The following is a 19322-nucleotide window of genomic DNA, read 5'->3' as shown; positions in this document are numbered from 1 at the left end:
AACGAGTGTCATCAAAAAGATGACGTCCGTTGACTAATTTTACTATGAATTAAAATTATTATAATCTGTTTATGACTAAAACTCAACCGTAACATCGCTTTTATGAGCAGGTAAATCGTTTTACATGACACGTTATAGGCTTTCAACTATTTTATCCACTTCCAAAATTATGTCCCAATCCCATATAAAGCCAAGCATCATTCAGAATATCTTGTCGAAGGCTAGGGCAATTTCTATCTTCAAGTTCATTTTAAAAAAACGGCACTACAACCAATTGAACGAGAACGCGCAATCGGTTGTAGTACCGTTTTAGAATTTATTTATTCAGCTTGATCCTCATCGTCATTCTTCTTCCGATTCTTCATCAGTAAGTAAATGATGATTGCCAGTAAGAGCACGATAATGATGCCCCCGGCAACGAACCACCAGAAGTAATTTTTCTGCGGCGTGTTGATCCGGTTTTTCAGAGAATTGATATCTTTTTGACTAATCGTGAAGTTCTTGGTGAACTGCCAGTGATAACCACCCTTGGCATAGGCATCCAGCTTCAAGGTGTAGTCGCCAGCGCTTAACTGCTTATCCCCCCAAGGAATGGAGTAGTTAAAGTTAGTGTTCGGCGCCATCGCCATATTTTCCTTAGTCTGGCTTAATACCGTCTTAGAACTACCTTGCTTGGTAACCTTGGAAACCACCTTTAAGGCCTTCATCAGGCCTGGCCGTGGGTTTTGTAGGTTTGCTTGAATTTGGTTCAAGCCGCTGATCTGTCCCGCCTTAACCGTGTTTAACCGCATATCAGGCGCAACGTCAATGCCGCTCTCACGTAAGCGGACCCCAACGACGTAGGCAAAGGCATTGCTGATGGTCACACCATTTTTCTTACTATTTGCTTGATCGTTCTTAAGTTCCTTGACGTAGATGCCGCCCAGGATCATCCCGTCAATCTTCTTGGCTGGCATCTTGTATTCAACGGAGACTTTCTTTCCGCTTCTAGCTTTGACCGTCACTTTTTGCGTGCTGTCTTTGCTAAAGATATCCTTGATCCCAACTTTTAATGAGCTATCCAGTTTAGGATTGGCCTGGCTATAATCAATAACCCCATTGGTATTGGTCAGCGCCTGATTAACCCCCACTTGAAATTGCTTGTCAGACTTGCTCGAATTGTGGATGACAATCGTCAACTTCTGTTGTTGATTAGGCTTCACCCGCAAGGCAAAGTAAGTAACCTGCTTGTCATCTTGGTTTTTCGGCGTAATCGTGCTAACCGAATACCCAACGCTTTCCGCCTTAGCGGTCTTCGTCTGCTGCATCCAGCCAAACGCCACTAGTAACGTCCCTAGCGTTACCAACACTTTCAACCAACGTTTCATGATTAACCCAGCCTCCATCATGTTTTGTAAACCGTTTTCTTCATTGTAACAAAGAATGCGGTAGCTGTCGCTACCGCATTCTGAATTTAATATTTAAGGTAATTTGCTACTTCAATTTTGAAACTTATTCGGTTAATTAAACAGTAGCAGGCGTGTTAGTAATCGTCCAAGTCAAGTTAGACGTGTAAGTGCCTTGCGTGTTACCAGCATTAATGGACAAGTTCGTGTCATTACTCAAACGGTTCATCCAAGTCCCAACCCCATTACCATTAGTAGCTGACAGAATCTCTACGGCGTCACCACCGGCAGTAACTGCAGGCTTAGCTGCTACGGCTGGATTAACCTTCACATCACCGTTAGCTGTCGCTGCGGCACCATCGAAGTTAATCACGGCACCTAACAAGTTACCCTTATCGCCAGTGGTCTTCGTGAAGTTGTCAGCCTTAACCGTAACGGACCAGGCATCATCAGTACCAGGGTTGTTAACAGCAACGTCACTCGGTTCAACAGCCTTAATAATATTTGGATCTAAAGTAGTTGTTGTCGACTTAATTGTTGAATCAGCATTAGTGGTGAATGAACCAGCTTTAATCGTTTGAGCAGCACCAGTAATCTTAGTGCCGTCTGCTGGACCAAATACCATATCAGGTGCAGCAATCAATTGAATAGAACCAGAGTGAGGACCTTCTGGATCCGTCGTACCAGCAGTCAAACCAACTGTAGCCGTCGTGCTTTGGCTAGCACCGGCATCAGTCGTAGCCGCATTAGCAGAAACTCCGGAAACCCCAATAAAACCAGCAGCAAGTGCAACAGTAGCGATTAATTGTAAAGCAGTCTTTTTAGTCATAATAATTTATCTCCCTCAACTTTGATTGTCTGTGTTTTTACTCTTCTAAACTTTTTGTTCAAATCCGCGACTCTATCTAATGAACCTGCCCCAACTAGAGGCGTTTCGTTGAACCATCTGATGAACTCATCTGATTACATAAGTTATAATAGCACGTTTTTTTATTTCTGTCCACAATTAATCATGTGTGGGGAAGATGATTTTAAAGAGAATCGTTCAATAGCCTTTCTTAAAGTTTACAGTATATACTTATGATACCCATAATCCGCGTAACGTAGGCGTTTCAGAAGCCTATTCGTGTGATGTACAGTTTGTGTCTTTAGTTTACATTCGTCAAAATCAGCAAAAATATCAGGCTACTTTGTTTTAGTTCACACAGTGTTTGCTCACCCTCCGTTTTGGTTGATTAACCAAACCAACTTTGCAGATTAGCGCTGTATCAACGATTGGCCCAATTTAAGCTTCCAAATTGCCTCGGAAATTTCACAAGCCAAAAAAATTCAAAAAAAATAACATTCTTTGCAATTTCACAAAGAATGTCATTCTCACTTTAGTTTTTATTGTTGAAACCGCTATGGAATCCCTTTTGAACGGACACAGGGGCGTCTTTATACGCCATCTGTTTCACATAGTTTCCCCGAATCATCAGTCGATTGGCCCCGGTCGCATCACATGTAATCAACGTGACCATCTTCTTTTGGGTCTGATCAACCACTTTCACGTCTGTAGCCGGAATAAACTTCCGCACGCTAACCGTATAGACATAGACCTTCTTCGCGTTGGTCAGGTAAATCTTCTGCCCCACCCGCGTCTTCCAGTACAATGGACTGAATAGAATGGTCTGCGATGTCATATGATGCCCAGCTAACGGATAGTTGCCTTGCCCCATCTTCTGATCCGGCCGCATGGTTCCCGCCGTTAAGGCCAAGACTTCATTGCTGACTCCCTTGGCAATCGGCAAATGAATCTTAGACTGCGGCATGTAGATCTCACCGACCACATGAATGTTCGCCGTATTCCATCGGGCATTGGCCACCGTCGAGAAGTCCAGCGACTTCACCTTACTAAAATCATACGAAGCCTTCTTCTTCTCGTTCTTCTGCACAGACTTCTTAGAAATCTGTGGTTGATAGGAAGAAATCAACCAGTTCTTTATCTGCTCGTTAAAGATCAAGCCCAGCGAGATGATTATTAAAATGATAAATAGTGTTGTCCAGAACCACCGCCACCGATGTTTGGGCTGTTGTTGTTTTGCCATAATCTCCGGTCACTCCCCCCGATCATTCAGGTCTTCGGTAGAAATTTTACCCCAAATGGTAACAAAAACAAAGTGAAATCCCCTCACGCACTCACGTAAACCATCATTTCCGGTCGATTCTGCACCAGCACCTTGACGGGAAATCCTAAAATAAAAATGGTGAGCCACCTTAGTCGCTCACCACTCTAATCTAATTTATTTATTATTGGTGGGATCATCAATCCCCGCCGTGATTCGCGGCGTGTTATTGCCCCGTTTTGCTTCCTGCGCTACCGCCATCTGAGCAGCCAGATTCAAGAAGTTAAACGTATCATCGAAGTTCGGGTTGAATAGCATATCGACAAAGGCCAGATCATCAATCGTATTCCGATTCTGAATGGCGATTGACACGGCATTGGCCGACTGGGCGACTTCGTGTTTGCTAAACAACTGAATCCCCAGAACCCGCCGATCGTCTCGATCATAAACCAGATTGATCAGCAAGCGGTCGGTGGTCGGCATGTACGTTGGTCGCCACGTACTCTCGAAGGTCACACTATCCGCATTCAAGCCAGCAGAAGCCGCATGACGCAACGTCAGTCCCGACGAAGCCAACGTCCGCCCGAAGATATTGATGGCTGACGTTGCCTGGGTCCCCATGTAGCGTTGGAGGTTGCCAAAGACATTAATCCCGGCCAGGAGCCCCTGCCGCACCGCATTCGTCGCTAACGGCGTATAGGCGGGTTGCCCCGTTGGATTGAAATTAACCACGCTGGCATCCCCACAAGCAAAGATATCGGGATCTGATGACTGGATGTAGTCATTGATGATAATCGCACCGTGACGGTCCATCTCGACCTGACCACGCAACAGCGCCGTATTCGGCACGAATCCCGTGCTAACGATGGCCACGTCCGCCCGATAATCCCCATTGAGCGTTTCGATCAGTAAGCCATCATCATCTTGAGCAAATGCCGTGACCCGATTGTTCAGGACCACCTCAACGCCCTGCTCACGGAGAATATCGACCACTTTATCCGACAGATTCTGATCAACATAGTGGTCCAACAGAATGTCCTGTGATTGAATCAACAGAACATCATGGCCCGTCCGTGCATAACTCTCAGCCAGCTCAGTCCCAATGTAGCCCCCGCCAATGATGGCGATGCGGTTATGGTCCTTCGCCGCCTGGTAGACGGCCTTGGCTTGTTCATAATTCTTACATAATAGAACCATGTCCTCATCGATACCGAAGATGGGCGGCACATTCACAGTCGAGCCCGTCGCCATAATTAATTTATCATAACTATCCGTCGTCATCTCGCCAGAGTCCATATCGACCACGTTGACGGTCTTCTTCGCCGCATCAATGTTCACCACATTGTGCCGCGTTAAGACGTTGGCGCCCAGTCGCGTCAACTCTTCTGGTGAGGAATAGAACATATCCTCCAGGTGTTTTACCTGACCGTCTAAAAACAGCGAAATCCCAGTCGACAAAAATGAAACGTTCGTGTGCCGTTCGTAAATCGTCACGTCCGTTTCAGGATGATCTCGCAAAATTTGTATAGCGGCGTTGGTGCCCGCGTGAGTACTGCCGACGATAATGACCTTCATCAATGGTTCCCCCTTGTAGTCTGAAACTTTTTACGTGAATCAATCGTGCCCAAACACGACGCACGACCCCAAATGGTCTTTGAGGTATTTTATCACTAATAAGCAAGACTGTTACCATGTTACTCGTTAATTTGTTCAAGGCTTGGACAAATTAAGGCTTGTTATCCACGTCTATCAACGGTTTAGCGTCACAATATCAGTCTCTCTCCGCCAACCATTAAGGTTTAGTTCTGATACTGTATTGTCTACCAATTAACTAAGATTGTCAAAGCAAAAGCTGCCGCAAGACCCCGAACTCGCCAAAATGGCGGAAAATCGCGCAAGTATAATTTTTTTGCTGTCTCTCCCCATTCCGTCAGACTCACCCCTAACCGCGGATGATGTAGGTTTAGGGGCCTCCCCATTCTATCCGTGGACCCTTCATTTCTAAAGCTAACACCCCGTGGCCCCCGCAAGCGACGCCTAACGTGGCAGTCGTTTGCCAATTTTAGCCACAAAAAAACCGGCGGCAGTTGAAAACTGCCCCCGGCGACAAATCATATTTATTATAATTAGTCGTTTGCCAAACCGTATTTCTTGTTGAAACGGTCCACGGCACCATCTGCTTGAGTAAACTTTTGCTTACCCGTGTAGAATGGATGTGAATCTGAAGAAATTTCGACACGGATTAATGGGTAAGTGTTGCCATCTTCCCATTCAACCGTTTCGTCAGAAGTTGCAGTTGAACCAGACAAGAACTGGAAACCAGTACTTGAGTCTTGGAACACAACTTCGTGGTAATCTGGATGGATTCCTTGCTTCATAATGTATTACGCTCCTTTGCCCTGGTCCATTGACTGAGCCAGAGATTGATTTAATCGTCAACCGTTGAATTATACCATGAAAGTCGTATCCGAGCAATGCCTAATCTTGGCCGTTTTCTACCAGACTTTCCTTACTCACGATTTCCACATCGGCGTTAAGCGCCGTCAATTTGTCAACGATGCGGTCGTAGCCCCGCAAGATGTTATCTGCTTCTTCAATTTCGGTATCACCATCGGCCATCAGTCCGGTAATCACTAACGCAGCACCGGCCCGAATTTCGCCCGCCTGTACCTGATTACCCGTCAGATCTTCACTAGGATCGACCACAATCATGTCGTCTTCCGAGCGAATGTTAGCGCCCATCTTCCGTAACTCGGCAATGTGCTTAATCCGCTTCGGGTAGATGGTATCAATCACGACACTACTGCCATTGGCCCGGAACAACAGCGGCGTCAACGGCTGCTGCAAATCCGTGGCAAAGCCCGGGAACGGCATCGTCTTGATTCGAATTGGCTTTAGATTCTCCGATCGGGGCACGTAAATGCTGTCTTCGTTAATCTCTAACGGCACACCCATCTCAATCATCTTGGCCGTAAAGGCTTCGAGATGTTCGGGAATCACATTCTTAATCACAATGCCATCACCCATAGCCGCAGCCATCGATAAGTAAGTCCCGGCCTCGATCCGATCGGGAATGATCGTGTGTGTGTTCATCGCACGCAACGTGGGCACCCCTTCGATTCGAATAACGTCAGTGCCGGCACCACGAATGTGCGCACCCATGTTGTTTAAGAACGTCGCCACATCAATGATTTCTGGTTCCTTAGCGGCATTTTCAATCACCGTGGTCCCGACTGCTTTAACCGCAGCTAAGATGGAGTTGATCGTTGCCCCTACTGAAACCATATCCAGGAAGATCCGCGCACCATGTAAGCCCTCGGGCCCAGTGGTGATCCGCACGGTACCATCGTGTTCCTCCACCGAAGCACCCAGGGCTTCAAAGGCCTTGATGTGCTGATCGATGGGCCGTGGTCCAATGTTATCGCCACCCGGGAAACTCAGCGTGGCCCGTTGGAACCGCCCCAACAAGGACCCCATAAAATAGTAAGATGCCCGCAAGCTCTTGATTGCCTTGCTAGGTAGCGGTGCTTCCACGATTTCGGTCGGATCAATGGTTAAGACCCCATCTTCAAAGGTAGAATGCACATTCATTGATTTTAGAATTAGCATTAAATTGTGCACGTCAAGGATATCCGGTACCATATCAAAACGGACCGGCGTATCAGCTAAAATTGCTGCCGGAATTAAGGCCACTGTGCTGTTTTTGGCGCCACCGATCGTCACTTCTCCAGAAAGACGACGGCCGCCGTGAATTATCATTTTTTTCATTATGAAGCTATCCTCACTTAATAATCTTCCATATTAATTCCATACAGTCAGATACCATGATAAATAATGCCGGGCAAAAAGACAACACTTTCCCGGGATTCTGGCTAAAATGTAATATTAGCCGACTATAAAACCTCATCACGGAGGTCATCAAGGTTCTTGGCTAGAATGGTGTCGATAATGATTTGCGTCAATTTATGTGGGGTCTCGGGCATACCGTCCTTCACCCACTTCTTTAAAATATTCTGTAGCCCAGCGCCAATATAAGCGCCCTGGTAATCCGCAATCATTGGCGGCTTCGGCCCCGTGTGGGCCATCAGGTCCTGCATCCGTTCAAGGAGCTTGGTCTTCCCTTCCACAAAAACAAGATTACTCAGCTTCTTGTCCTCATAGAACGCCGTTAACAGGTGCTCTAAGGCTTGACTAGGCGTCGCCCCCGCCAATGGGTGTAACGATTTAACAAAGGCTTTCTCAATGCTCTCTACGCAATCGTAGACGTCCGTATAGTACCGGTAGAACGTTGTCCGGTTGACATCGGCCTGCGCACAAACTTCCGTTACCGAAATGGCGTTAATCGGTTTACTCTCTAGCAAGGAAAGCACAGTCTCCTGGATCACCCGCTGGGTATACCGGGCGCGCCGATTATTTTTCACACCAACCATAGATTTCACTCCTATTTGACCAAATCGTCAGTCCGCGCCACAAAGTTCGCGGGACTAACGAATTAATTATAAGCAACTTTACGTGCGCTTTCGGCCGACTTCCTGTAAAGTTAAAGCCAGTCATGACTGACTGTTGAGAACACCTAGCACGGTTAATCGAAAAGACGCCACTGTGCTGACATTGCGACTCTCAGAATCTTTTGATCAGTCACATTTTCTAACGAGTAGCCGAAAACGTCACGCATATCACTCGTGTTCGGTAAGTGACATCGCTTAACGAACTGCCGGCCAATGTTTAAGTACGGGACACGGTCACACCGACAATTGCCGTAAGACCAGTGCCCCACGTTTTCATGTTTACAACATTTTTGACAAAAGTGTCGCTTTTACAACAGTTCAGCTTACATTGGCGCTTGCCAATTAAAGCATTTATTTTTATGATGTAAGACACGGTGTTGCATTAATGTCTAGTTTATCAGAAAAGCACCGTGAACAACAGCCGAATTCAAAAAATGGAAGGATTATTTTAAATGCTGGAACTTAAACACATCAAAAAATATTACTACGTGGGAGACTCCGTCACGAAAGCCCTCGACGATGTTTCCGTCGCATTCCGTTCCCAAGAATTCGTCGCAATCCTCGGCCCTAGTGGTTCCGGGAAGACGACCATGTTGAATGGTATCGGTGGATTGGACATCTACGATTCCGGCGATCTGGCCATTGAAGGTCGTTCCACCAAGGATTTCTCCGCCGCCGATTGGGACGCCTACCGGAATAATTCCGTCGGGTTCATTTTCCAAAGTTACAACATCATCAGTCACCTGAGCATCCTCGACAACGTCGAAATGGGAATGACGTTGAGTGGTGTCTCCAGTGCCGAGAAGAAGGAAAAAGCCCGTAAGGCCCTCGATCGTGTCGGTTTGACCGACCACATTAACAAAAAGCCCAACCAGTTGTCCGGTGGCCAGTTGCAACGGGTCGCCATTGCCCGAGCCATTGCCAACGAGCCAGAAATCCTGTTGTGTGATGAACCAACTGGTGCCCTGGATACCGGGACCAGTGAAGAAATCATGAAGCTCATCAAGGAGCTCTCCGCCGAACGGTTGGTCATTATGGTCACCCATAACCCCGACCTGGCGCATGAGTACGCCGATCGGATCATCGAATTCGCCGATGGTCAGATTCAACACGATTCCGACCCTTACGATGGTCATACCGATGCCGCCCAATTCAAGTTAAAGAAGACCAAGATGACCTTCTGGACGGCGTTGAAACTTTCCTTCAACAACATTCGTACCAAGAAGGGACGAACGGCTCTGACGGCATTCGCCTCCAGTATTGGGATCATCGGGATTGCGATTGTGCTGGCACTGTCCAACGGTTTCCAGACGCAGATCAACAAGACCCAGTCCAACACGCTGGCGCAGTTCCCCATTACCATTTCACAGACGGCCCAAGATTCGTCAACGACCGGTCCACAGAACAATAAGAAGACCACCAAGTCAACCAAAGTGGTGGCCAAGATCAGTGACGCCGACAAATCCGTCCACCAGAATAAGATTACCAAGAGTTACTTAAAATATGTTAAAAACATTAACCCTGACTTAAGTAAAAACATCACCTACACTTACGCGACGGGCATGAACCTCTTGCGACAAACCAATGGTAAGACCAAGACGGTTTCCTTCTCCAACGCCGACAGTAGCAGCAATGGTAATAATAATGCGATGTCCGCTGCCATGACCAGTTCCACTGGGGTCGGTGGTTCCGTTTATCCTAGTGCCAGTGATGGGGGCACCAACTTCCTGAAGAAGCACTACAAAGTGATTGCCGGAAGTTACCCCAAGAGTGCCAATGACGTCATCCTGTTGGTTGACCGTGACAACTCCGCTAATATCAATGCGCTGAAGAATTTAAACTTTGACGTCAAGGATAATCAAAAGTTGAATTACAACAAGATTGTCGGGACCAAGATCAAGGTCGTCAACAACAACGACTACTATCAAAGTCTCCCTACCGGCAATTACGTGCCTAACAAGGCCACGAACAGTCTCTACAATAACAAGAACAACACAACCATTCGGATTGCCGGAATCTTACGGGTAAAGGCCAAGTCTTCTGAAAACGTCCTGTCCTCAGGTATTGTTTACAGCGACAAGCTGACTCAAAATATCATCAACGCCAACAAGAATTCCGCAATCGTTAAGGCCCAGAAAAAATCCGACAGCAATGTCATGACCGGCCAAACCGTTAACAAGGATACCAAGGCCAGCCTGGTGAGTTATCTGGGTGGTTCGACCACGCCTTCTGGTATTTTGATCTACCCCAACACCTTCAAGAACAAGGACAAGGTGTTGACGTACCTAGATAAATACAACAAGGGTAAGAGCAAGGCTGATAAGGTGATTTACACCGATATGGCCGGGACCGTTTCCGACCTGACGGGTGGGCTGATGAGTGCCATCACCTACGTCTTAGTTGCCTTTGCCGGAATTTCTCTGGTCACGAGTATGATCATGATCGCCATCATTACCTACACGTCCGTTCTCGAACGAACCAAGGAAATTGGGATCTTGAAGGCCTTGGGTGCCCGGAAGAAGGACATCACACGGGTATTTGACGCTGAAACCTTTATCCTCGGTGTCGGCTCCGGGGTCTTGGGTGTCGTGATTGCTTGGCTCCTGACGTTCCCCATCAATGTGGTGCTCAAGAGTATCACCGATCTGAGTAACGTCGCCCACTTGAACCCCGTCCACGGAATTGTCCTGATTATCATCAGTACCGTTCTGACGATGTTGGGTGGTCACATCCCAGCACGGATGGCGGCTAAGAAGGACGCGGCCACGGCATTACGTTCCGAATAAATTCGCTAAATTTAACTTTTATCGCTAACTAAAATGGCGCGCAAATCAAAATTGATTTGCGTGCCATTTTTAATTTGTATTTGAATGGTCGCTATTCCGCCTGGTGAATGGCTCCCATGATGTCATCCTGGGAAAAGTCGTGGTTGCGATAAGCGTCATCGTCGACCGGCAGATGTTGTTCCAAGGTTGAGAACGTCTGCACTTGGACTTCGCCAGTGACCGTGCCAAAACCTAAGAGGTGACCGCCAAAGTCATGGGCGGCTGATAGAAAGTGATCATGGTAACCGCCCACTGCAGCCCCATCGAACAGTTGTGGCGAATAGTACCCCAGTAAGGTCCCTTCAACCTCTTTACGGTCAAAGACACTCTGCTGCTTAGCCGTCTCGGCCAAAGACTTGAATGGCCGACTGGACTTGGCAACCGCCCGTGTCTTGACGTTCGTGAAGGTCCCCTTCACTAAGATTGAGAAGAACGTGTTGGCATCGTGGGTCAAGCCCAGAACCTGATCGTGCAGTTCTTCCTGCGTCGCATTTTCCACCGTCATCAGGGGCCGATAAGCCGCAAAATGACTGTTGGCAAATGGCAACGTAAAGTCATTCGGGACGACATTGACTTCGCCACGATTGTTGACCTGATAAGGCTTGCCGTCCAAAATAATCAGCTCGCCGTCAAGGCCCTCACCGGTTCCGATACCCGTGTCACCGTGCGCTAACAATTCTTTCATGGTTAACGTCCCCGTCAGTAAGCCAGGGACCAGCAAGGCCAAGGTACCGTGTTGATACAAGGTTGTTTCATTCATATCATTACTCCCTTTAGCTTAAAACATCTTTCAACAATAATGATTTTAGTTTTAAATTGTCCCGATAGTCAACCGGAATCTGAACGACCACTGGCCCTTCAGTCTGGAAGGCTTGATCCAGTGTGCCAGCCAAATCGGCCGCATGATCAACCCGGAAGCCCGTTGCACCAAAGCTTTCAGCGTACTTCACGTAGTCAACGGGACCAAAGCTTACCCCGGCTTCACGTCCATATTTGGCAATTTCTTGAAATTTAACCATGTCATAGGCGCCATCGTCCCAAATCAACTGAACAATGGGTAATTTCAAACGAACAGCCGTTTCCAGTTCCTGACTGGTGAACAGGAAGCCACCGTCACCAGCAACCGAAACAATCGGCTGGCCGGGACGTTCCAGTGCGGCCGCAACCGCCCAAGGGAAGGCTACCCCTAGCGTCTGCATCCCGTTACTGAAGAGCAGGTGCCGTGGTTGGTAACTCCGGAAGTAGCGCGCCATCCAGATGTAAAAGCTACCGACATCCACGGTCACCGTGGTCTCATCGTTCACCTTATTCTGGAGGGCTTGGATGATCGCCAACGGATGAATCCCGTGTTCGTCATCGGCCGCCGGTGCTTCGGCCTGGGCAGCCAAGGTCTTGCCGGACTTGTCGAGCTCGGCCTGAACATCCTCCGCGAGTGCCCAGTTAGCAGGCAATTTTTGGACAATGGCCCGCAGCGTCTTCGCAATATCGGCGTGCACCACCATTTCGGGTTGGTAATCCGTGGTAATTTCGGGAACCACACTGTCTAAGCTGATGACATCCCCCGTCCGATCGGCATTCCAGATCCGCGCTTCGTATTCCACGGGATCGTACCCCACGGTGATGACCAGGTCACTTTGCTTCAATAGATTATCTCCGACCTGGTTGCGGAACAGGCCAACCCGACCAAAGTAGTTGGTGACCAGGTCGCGTGAAACAACCCCGGCACCTTGGAAAGTCTCAACGACTGGAATCGCTGCGTGTTGTAAGAGCTCGCGAATAGCTGCCGTTACGTCACTAGCGGAAGCCCGCATCCCGGCTAAGATAACCGGTAGTTTGGCGTGTTGGATCTTTTCCACAATGGCATCAACGGTGGCCACATCCGCAACCCCCTGATCAACCGTCGGCACAGCCTTGATTTCTGGCCGGTCAACGTCGCCGTTCAACACGTTTTGTGGCAGGGAAATAAAGGTGGCACCCGCCTTGGGCGCAACGGCCGTTTGGTAGGCGTTGGCAAAGGCTTCAGAGAGACTGTTGGCGTTTTGCACTTCCACGCTAGACTTGGTGGCCGAGCTCAACAGCTCCTTGCTAGGAATACTCTGATGGGTCAACCGGCCAATATCGTCTTGGGGCACTTGCCCACCTAAAGCGATGACGGGGTCCCCTTCGGCCGTAGCCGTAATGAGGCCGGTCGTCAGGTTAGACACTCCGGGACCAGACGTGGTTGCCACCACGCCTGGCTTACCGGTCAAGCGACCGATCCCGGAGGCAATCATCGCGGCATTCTGTTCGTGTCGCGTGATGATTAGCTTAGGCGCCCGGGGATCCTCACTGTATTGAATCCCTTCAAAAAGTTGATCGACCTTGGCTCCTGGAATACCAAAAACATACTTAATACCTTGATTAATCATGCTTTGAATCAGTGCTTGTGCACCAGTCTTCGTATCTTTCACCGTTACCCCGCCTTTTTAATCATTAATTTAGTCGTGTTGACAAGTCAACTTAGATTCATCATAATGGCATTAAGTTGTTTTGTCAACACAGAACATTTCGGAGAAGGGAGTCACCTATGAAAGATCTCGGTTATCTGGCGCAGGACATTTCGATTCTGCACCGTAAATACTATAAGGACACCCGTGAAGCGTTTGCAAAATTAGGGTTAAATCCGACGGCCGCCTGTGTTTTACTGACGGTTCACGAACATCCCGCAATTAATCAAAACCAAGTTGCCAAGACTTTGGTCATCGACAAGGGGCTAACCACCCGCGAAGTTAATAAAATTCTGGGGCTGGGCTATCTGACTAAAACGGCCGGTACGGGTAAGACCCAGCTGCTCACGCTGACCACGGCCGGCGAAGACGTCGTCAATCAGGTCCAGAAGATCCGCCGCAGCTGGTGGCAGGCGCGCTTCGACCAAACGGGTATCGATGCCAACAGTCCGCTGATTCCGGCGATTGAGGCGGCGGTGACCAGTATTATTGAGGTAGACTAAAATCCACGGCCATTAATAGTGCAAAAAAAGCTGTAAACTCACTTGATCATTTGTGAGTTTACAGCTTTTATTTGGATTCAATTTAAAAATACTAATTATTTTTAAGTTAGCCGTTGAAACCTAGTCCTTAACTTCCTTGCTAGCCGCAGCGATAAAGTCGCGGAACAAGCCTTCCGGACGGTTAGGCCGTGACAGGAATTCTGGGTGGTATTGAGATGCCACGAAGAACTTCTTTTCTGGCAATTCAATGACTTCGACCAGGTGATCGTCAGGAGACGTCCCGGAGAAGACCAAACCCTTGGCAGCCATTTCGGCCCGGTATTGGTTGTTGAATTCGTAACGGTGACGGTGACGTTCTTCCACCATCGACTGGTTGTCGTAAGCTGCGGCAGCCTTGCTACCCGGCTTCAACTTGCAAGGGTACAGTCCCAGCCGTTGGGTCCCCCCCATTTCATGGACGTCCGTCTGATCGGCCATCAGGTCAATGATCTTGTGGCTGGTCTCTGGATCCATTTCAGTGGAGTTGGCATCCTTGTAGCCCAGAATATCCCGAGCAAATTCAATGCTGGCCACTTGCATCCCCAGGCAAATTCCCAGGAACGGCACGTCTTGTTCACGGGCGTACTTGATGGCCGTGATCATGCCTTCAATCCCCCGGTCACCGAAACCACCAGGCACGATGATCCCGTCAGCGGCACCTAACACGTCAGCCACATTTTCTTCCGTGATCTTTTCGGCATCGATCATGTCCAAGTCAATCTTGGCATCGACCGGGTAACCCGCGTGTTGCAGGGCTTCTGCCACGGAGATGTAGGCATCGTGCAAGCCCACGTACTTGCCGACCAAGGCGATCTTAATGGTCCGCTTTAAGTTCTGCATGTGATCAACCATCTTCGACCACTTGGCCATGTCGGACTTCGGTGCTTCCACCTTGAAGTGATCCAAGACAATCTGATCCAAGCCCTGTTCTTGTAAACGCAAAGGAATGGAGTAGATCGTGGGCACATCCATGGATTCGATAACCGCTGAAGGTTGCACGTCACAGAACAACGCAATCTTTTGCCGCATGTCATCGGTAATGTGATTTTCAGTCCGAACCACCAGAATGTTTGGTTGAATCCCAATGCTCCGCAGTTCACGCACGGAATGTTGCGTAGGCTTCGTCTTCATTTCGTGCGCCGCGTGCAGCGTTGGCACCAGCGTGGTGTGAATGTAGACCACGTTTTCGTCGCCCACTTCGGACTTCATTTGACGAATGGCTTCCAGGAATGGTTGAGATTCGATGTCCCCAACAGTTCCCCCAATTTCCGTAATGACGAAATCAGCGCCTAACGTCTTACCAGCGCGCATGATTTTTTCTTTAATCATGCCGGTAATATGCGGGATCACTTGCACAGTTGCTCCCAGATAGTCCCCACGCCGTTCTTTTTCCAAAACTTCCGAATAAATCTTACCAGTCGTCACGTTTGAGTACTTGTTCAGATTGTTATCAATGAAACGTTCGTAATGACCCAAATCCAAATCCGTTTCGGTCCCATCATCGGTCACGAAGACTTCCCCATGTTGATAAGGGTTCATCGTGCCGGGATCCACGTTGATGTACGGATCGAATTTCTGAATGGTTACGTTTAAACCACGGTTCTTTAACAGCCGTCCTAGGGAAGCAGCAACGATCCCCTTACCTAGTGATGAAACCACGCCGCCAGTCACAAAAATATATTTGGTCATGTGCAAACTCCTTGTAAGATTATTTAGGGTTTTAAAACTATAAAAAAGCTCCCTATTCATTCGGAATAGGGAGCTACTTCACCGTCCAGTTGTCCTCGCTACAAGTAGCAAGGAGCCCAAAAAATATAGTACCTGTTTTTTGGCTAGAGGTCAAGCGAACTTTGAAAATTTATTTCTGTTCGTCGTCTTCATCTTCATCATCGTCGGCTTCGTCGTCATCGGCGGAAAAGTCGAGATTGTCGGTATCATCATCTGGGGCTTCCATTTGAGAAAGCTGATCTTCGATACCATCAGGGATGTCTTCTGTATCGTCTTCTTCGTCATCGTCATCGATGCCCAAGCCGGTCTGTAACTTACCCAAATCTGGCCCGGATCCAGTGGCAGCACTATCGTCATCGTCGTCATCATCGGCGGCGTAGGCGGTCGTGTCATCATCTTCTGGATCGTCGTCATCGTAATCGATCACATCATCGTCATCGGTCGTGTCGGCTAAGAAGGCGTTAACCTTCTTACGCTTCTTACGCTTAGGTTGATCTTCGTCTTCCTCGGCGTGAACCGTTGCTTCATCGATGGATTCAAACGGATACCAAGTTCGCAGTCCCCAAAGGTTATCACCCAGAGAAATGAAACTACCATCGACATTTAAATCCGTATAGAATTGGGACAGCCGGTCACGAACTTCGGCGTCACTGTCGCCTAAATAAGCTTGGACGGCGTTCGCTAAGTCAGCAAATGCCATAACATCGCCGTGTTGCGACAAAATGGCGTGAGCAACTTCGATCATTGATAATTCCTTTTTATTCTGGCCCTCAAAGACTTTTAATTCCAAACTGGTGCACGTCCTTTCCACAGTCTACGAAATATGATACTCGCTTATGCCGTAAAATGCAATCTAATCTTGTAGTTCCCGACTAATTCTTCGCCAGCATAGAGCAAATAATCAATTTTAACATTGCCACTGAATGGCTTTTCCTTAAAACTCGTTTCCAGATAAGGGGTCACCGTCTCAATCGGCATCACCCCATAAGGCGTGTTATACCGGGCCGTCACGCGTTTGCCACTGATGAAGTGTAGGCGCAACTCTGCCTCGGCGTTCCGGGTCAAGTGCACCTCCCCTTCCGGCGTAAACTTCATGGTCACTGGCGTCTTTTCACCGGTGTCATTATCGGGTTCCAGGTACCGTAAGTATAGATTGACCCCCATTTGAACGAGCTGCCCATCAACATCCAATTGATAGTCAGAGACGTCATCGTTTTGTTTGATATGGGTTTCTAGGTGAATCATCACGGGCACTCCCGCTGATAATTGATCCATCTGCACACTTCCTTTCCGCGAATTGTCTGGACTAATTATAGTTCATTTGCTGCGGAAAACCTACCTTTTATGCTTTCCGATGGGGGATTGCTTTCACCATGACCTCGGTTAAACGGAACGATATGCGGTTCAAGTCAAAGCAGATTGGTCCAGACCATGACGTAGCCCACATTTTCTAGTATAATGAGAGCATTGAAACGATTACACGAAAGCAGGTGGCGTGATGGGTCCTTTTGACTTACCAACCGACAGCATTCAAGTCGTGACCACGCCCATTGCGGCCGATCACAAGAACCAGGCCTTTGGCTATACCAACGCCTTACTTGACCTGGTACCCGTACTCAAACAACCGATCCTACACTTCTGGACGATGCAGCCCACGGTAATTATGGGGCTCAAGGATAAACGACTTCCCGAACTGCCAGCGGCGATTAATGCCGTTCAACGTTATGGCTACGACTATGTTCTCCGTAATTCGGGGGGGCTCGCCGTGGTTGCCGATGGGGGTGTCCTGAACGTTTCCCTGTTCTCCCCACTGACCACACCGGCCCTCAGCGTCGACGCGGCTTATGCGCAGATGGCCCAATTGGTCGCGGCGGCTTGGCCTGAGCTTTCTCTGAAACACTATGAGATTACGCGCTCCTATTGCCCAGGTGACTACGACCTCAGTGTGGATGGCCTCAAAATTGCGGGGATTGCCCAACGTCGCAGTCCGCATTCCCTGGTAACCATGCTCTATCTCAGTGTTACCGGCGATCAAGCGATGCGCGGTAGTCTGATTCGCAGCTTCTACCAGGCAGGTCTGGGAAATCACCCCAACGATTGGAACTTTCCCGACGTGGATCCCGCCGTCATGACCACGACGGCCGCTTTATGCCACCAACCACTCACGGTGGACGACGCCGAGCAGCGCTTCATCACGGCCTGTTCAACGGCTGGCTTGCGCGTCGGTCGGGCTAAGCTCGCTGCCATGATGGCGGAACCGCGGTTCATCACCAGTCTGGATCGAGCGACCGCACAGATGGCCCGGCGTCAGCCCCGGTTAACTGCCAAGTAGTCACGAGCTATCAGGCTATTAAAAATTGTAAGGAGGAATCACAGTGAGCTACGCAACAGCGCGGTTACCCCGCGAAAAAGTGTTTCTAGACCCCGTGCACAACTACATTTATGTTCAGCACCAGGTTATTTTAGACTTGATTAACACCCGAGAATTTCAGCGACTTCGCCGGATCAAACAGTTGGGAACGGCGTCGTTGATCTTTCACGGCGCGGAGCATTCTCGGTTTACCCATTCTCTAGGTGTCTACGAGGTGACCCGTCAAATCTGTGACAGCTTCCAGCGAAACTACCCCACCAAGACACCCGGTGATGGTGGCTGGGACGATCATGAACGCCTGACTGCGCTGTGTGCCGCACTCCTGCACGATATCGGTCACGGTCCTTACTCCCACACCTTTGAGCACATCTTTCACACCGATCACGAAGCCATTACGGCCGAGATTCTGACCTCGCCAGAAACCGAAGTCAACCAAATCTTACGGCGGGTCAGTCCAACCTTTCCACAAGAAGTTGCCAGTGTCATCCAAAAGACCTATCCAAATCCGCAAGTGGTCCAGATGATTTCGAGCCAGATTGATGCCGACCGGATGGACTACCTTTTGCGGGACGCCTACTTCACGGGAACCGAATACGGCACCTTTGACCTGACTCGGATTCTGCGGGTCATGCGGCCCTACAAAGACGGCATCGCCTTTACCATGAACGGAATGCATGCCGTTGAGGACTACATCGTCAGCCGCTTTCAGATGTATCAGCAGGTGTACTTTCACCCGGTCTCCCGGTCCATGGAAGTCATCTTGGACCACCTTCTGGGACGGGCCAACGAACTGTATCAGGCGGGCAAGAGCGATGAGAGCTTCGTTCCCCACCTCCTCCTGCCCTTCTTCAATCATCAATTCGACTTGGAAGACTACCTCAACCTGGACGACGGCGTACTGACCACCTACTTCACGCATTGGCGGCAATCCCCGGATGAAATTTTGGCGGATCTGGCACACCGCTTCTTGGACCGCAAGCCGTTAAAGAGCGCCATTTTCGATGACACCACGCAGGCACAGCTACCCCATCTGCGAGATATGATTCGCTCGGTTGGCTTCAATACCGACTACTACACGGCCACCGATAACAGCTATGATCTGCCCTATGACGATGCCTACGATCCTAAGGTCACGCATCCGTTGACTCAGATTGAATTGCAGGAACCCGATGGCAGTCTGCGTGAGCTCTCCACGGTCTCGGACCTGGTCAACGCCATTCGTGGAAAATTCACCGGTGACCAGCGCTTCTTCTTCCCGAAGGAGATGTTGAATCCGGGAGACGATACGCCCGAAATCTTCCAGCCGATCTTCGATGAGTTCGGCAGTTGCATTCGTAACGGCCAGTTGATCAACCAGAAGGACGCTGATTAA

General features: G+C 49.0%; 16 protein-coding genes. 4 read left to right on the top strand and 12 right to left on the bottom strand.

The annotated features are described in order from the left end of the window. Positions 1-320: 320 nt before the first annotated feature. The 7 genes from FD28_RS03775 to FD28_RS03745 all read right to left on the bottom strand — a co-directional run bounded on the left by FD28_RS03775 (position 321) and on the right by FD28_RS03745 (position 7920). Positions 321-1367, bottom strand: coding sequence for a WxLIP family cell surface protein (locus FD28_RS03775; RefSeq protein WP_235806843.1), 1047 nt, complete (start codon positions 1365-1367; stop codon positions 321-323). A gap of 136 nt (positions 1368-1503) precedes the next feature. Beyond that, a complete protein-coding gene (locus tag FD28_RS03770) occupies positions 1504-2214 on the bottom strand; it encodes a WxL domain-containing protein (protein ID WP_057732744.1) in 711 nt (236 codons plus the stop codon). Positions 2215-2764: 550 nt separating this feature from the next. Further along, positions 2765-3472 (bottom strand): class A sortase, encoded by a 708-nt coding sequence (locus tag FD28_RS03765; RefSeq protein WP_057732742.1) that lies wholly within the window; start codon positions 3470-3472, stop codon positions 2765-2767. A gap of 195 nt (positions 3473-3667) precedes the next feature. After that, entirely contained in the window at positions 3668-5065 is a 1398-nt protein-coding gene (locus FD28_RS03760; RefSeq protein ID WP_057732740.1) for an FAD-dependent oxidoreductase, read from the bottom strand. Between the two features lie 551 nt (positions 5066-5616). Then, complete coding sequence (locus FD28_RS03755) at positions 5617-5868, bottom strand: type B 50S ribosomal protein L31 (RefSeq protein ID WP_020089147.1); 252 nt, start codon at positions 5866-5868, stop codon at positions 5617-5619. A 100-nt stretch (positions 5869-5968) separates the two neighbouring features. Continuing rightward, a complete protein-coding gene (locus FD28_RS03750; RefSeq protein ID WP_057732738.1) occupies positions 5969-7258 on the bottom strand; it encodes a UDP-N-acetylglucosamine 1-carboxyvinyltransferase in 1290 nt (429 codons plus the stop codon). A gap of 125 nt (positions 7259-7383) precedes the next feature. Next, positions 7384-7920 (bottom strand): TetR/AcrR family transcriptional regulator, encoded by a 537-nt coding sequence (locus FD28_RS03745; protein ID WP_057732736.1) that lies wholly within the window; start codon positions 7918-7920, stop codon positions 7384-7386. Positions 7921-8450: 530 nt separating this feature from the next. Here FD28_RS03745 and FD28_RS03740 point away from each other — a divergent pair. Further along, positions 8451-10784: an ABC transporter ATP-binding protein/permease gene (locus tag FD28_RS03740; RefSeq protein ID WP_057732734.1), complete on the top strand. Its 2334-nt coding sequence runs from the start codon at positions 8451-8453 to the stop codon at positions 10782-10784. Positions 10785-10875: 91 nt separating this feature from the next. On the opposite strand, the gene budA is transcribed toward FD28_RS03740, so the two are convergent. Together budA and alsS are read right to left on the bottom strand one after the other, a co-directional pair. Continuing rightward, positions 10876-11583 carry an acetolactate decarboxylase gene (gene budA / locus FD28_RS03735; protein ID WP_057732732.1) on the bottom strand — a complete coding sequence of 236 codons (708 nt, stop codon included), beginning with the start codon at positions 11581-11583 and terminating at the stop codon, positions 10876-10878. A 13-nt stretch (positions 11584-11596) separates the two neighbouring features. After that, positions 11597-13273 carry an acetolactate synthase AlsS gene (alsS, locus tag FD28_RS03730; RefSeq protein WP_083478108.1) on the bottom strand — a complete coding sequence of 559 codons (1677 nt, stop codon included), beginning with the start codon at positions 13271-13273 and terminating at the stop codon, positions 11597-11599. 116 nt (positions 13274-13389) lie between these two features. Between alsS and FD28_RS03725 the strand changes: the two genes are divergently transcribed. Next, complete coding sequence (locus FD28_RS03725; protein WP_057732730.1) at positions 13390-13812, top strand: MarR family winged helix-turn-helix transcriptional regulator; 423 nt, start codon at positions 13390-13392, stop codon at positions 13810-13812. 120 nt (positions 13813-13932) lie between these two features. Here the strand turns inward: FD28_RS03725 and FD28_RS03720 are convergent, their stop codons facing one another. The 3 genes from FD28_RS03720 to FD28_RS03710 form a co-directional block, all read right to left on the bottom strand. After that, positions 13933-15540 carry a CTP synthase gene (locus tag FD28_RS03720; RefSeq protein ID WP_057732728.1) on the bottom strand — a complete coding sequence of 536 codons (1608 nt, stop codon included), beginning with the start codon at positions 15538-15540 and terminating at the stop codon, positions 13933-13935. Positions 15541-15709: 169 nt separating this feature from the next. Next, positions 15710-16369, bottom strand: a complete 660-nt coding sequence (rpoE, locus tag FD28_RS03715; RefSeq protein ID WP_057732726.1) for a DNA-directed RNA polymerase subunit delta — start codon at positions 16367-16369, stop codon at positions 15710-15712. Positions 16370-16413: 44 nt separating this feature from the next. Beyond that, positions 16414-16854, bottom strand: coding sequence for a YwiB family protein (locus FD28_RS03710; RefSeq protein ID WP_057732724.1), 441 nt, complete (start codon positions 16852-16854; stop codon positions 16414-16416). A 223-nt stretch (positions 16855-17077) separates the two neighbouring features. On the opposite strand from FD28_RS03710, the gene FD28_RS03705 reads away from it, so the two are divergent. Together FD28_RS03705 and FD28_RS03700 are read left to right on the top strand one after the other, a co-directional pair. Then, entirely contained in the window at positions 17078-17911 is an 834-nt protein-coding gene (locus tag FD28_RS03705) for a lipoate--protein ligase family protein (protein ID WP_057732722.1), read from the top strand. Positions 17912-17954: 43 nt separating this feature from the next. Further along, positions 17955-19322 (top strand): HD domain-containing protein, encoded by a 1368-nt coding sequence (locus FD28_RS03700; protein WP_057732720.1) that lies wholly within the window; start codon positions 17955-17957, stop codon positions 19320-19322.

Origin of the sequence: Levilactobacillus hammesii DSM 16381 (assembly GCF_001434395.1) — a bacterium.
Classification (GTDB): Bacteria; Bacillota; Bacilli; order Lactobacillales; family Lactobacillaceae; genus Levilactobacillus; species Levilactobacillus hammesii.
This window is presented reverse-complemented; position numbering and strand designations above follow the sequence as displayed.

Coding starts and splice junctions, on each gene's coding strand:
- FD28_RS03740 (WP_057732734.1), top strand. CDS start 8,451: ATGCTGGAACTTAAACACATCAAAAAATATTACTACGTGGGAGACTCC.
- FD28_RS03750 (WP_057732738.1), bottom strand. CDS start 7,258: ATGAAAAAAATGATAATTCACGGCGGCCGTCGTCTTTCTGGAGAAGTG.
- FD28_RS03720 (WP_057732728.1), bottom strand. CDS start 15,540: ATGACCAAATATATTTTTGTGACTGGCGGCGTGGTTTCATCACTAGGT.
- FD28_RS03775 (WP_235806843.1), bottom strand. CDS start 1,367: ATGAAACGTTGGTTGAAAGTGTTGGTAACGCTAGGGACGTTACTAGTG.
- budA (WP_057732732.1), bottom strand. CDS start 11,583: ATGAATGAAACAACCTTGTATCAACACGGTACCTTGGCCTTGCTGGTC.
- FD28_RS03710 (WP_057732724.1), bottom strand. CDS start 16,854: ATGGATCAATTATCAGCGGGAGTGCCCGTGATGATTCACCTAGAAACC.
- FD28_RS03725 (WP_057732730.1), top strand. CDS start 13,390: ATGAAAGATCTCGGTTATCTGGCGCAGGACATTTCGATTCTGCACCGT.
- FD28_RS03705 (WP_057732722.1), top strand. CDS start 17,078: ATGGGTCCTTTTGACTTACCAACCGACAGCATTCAAGTCGTGACCACG.
- FD28_RS03760 (WP_057732740.1), bottom strand. CDS start 5,065: ATGAAGGTCATTATCGTCGGCAGTACTCACGCGGGCACCAACGCCGCT.
- FD28_RS03765 (WP_057732742.1), bottom strand. CDS start 3,472: ATGGCAAAACAACAACAGCCCAAACATCGGTGGCGGTGGTTCTGGACA.
- FD28_RS03745 (WP_057732736.1), bottom strand. CDS start 7,920: ATGGTTGGTGTGAAAAATAATCGGCGCGCCCGGTATACCCAGCGGGTG.
- FD28_RS03755 (WP_020089147.1), bottom strand. CDS start 5,868: ATGAAGCAAGGAATCCATCCAGATTACCACGAAGTTGTGTTCCAAGAC.
- FD28_RS03770 (WP_057732744.1), bottom strand. CDS start 2,214: ATGACTAAAAAGACTGCTTTACAATTAATCGCTACTGTTGCACTTGCT.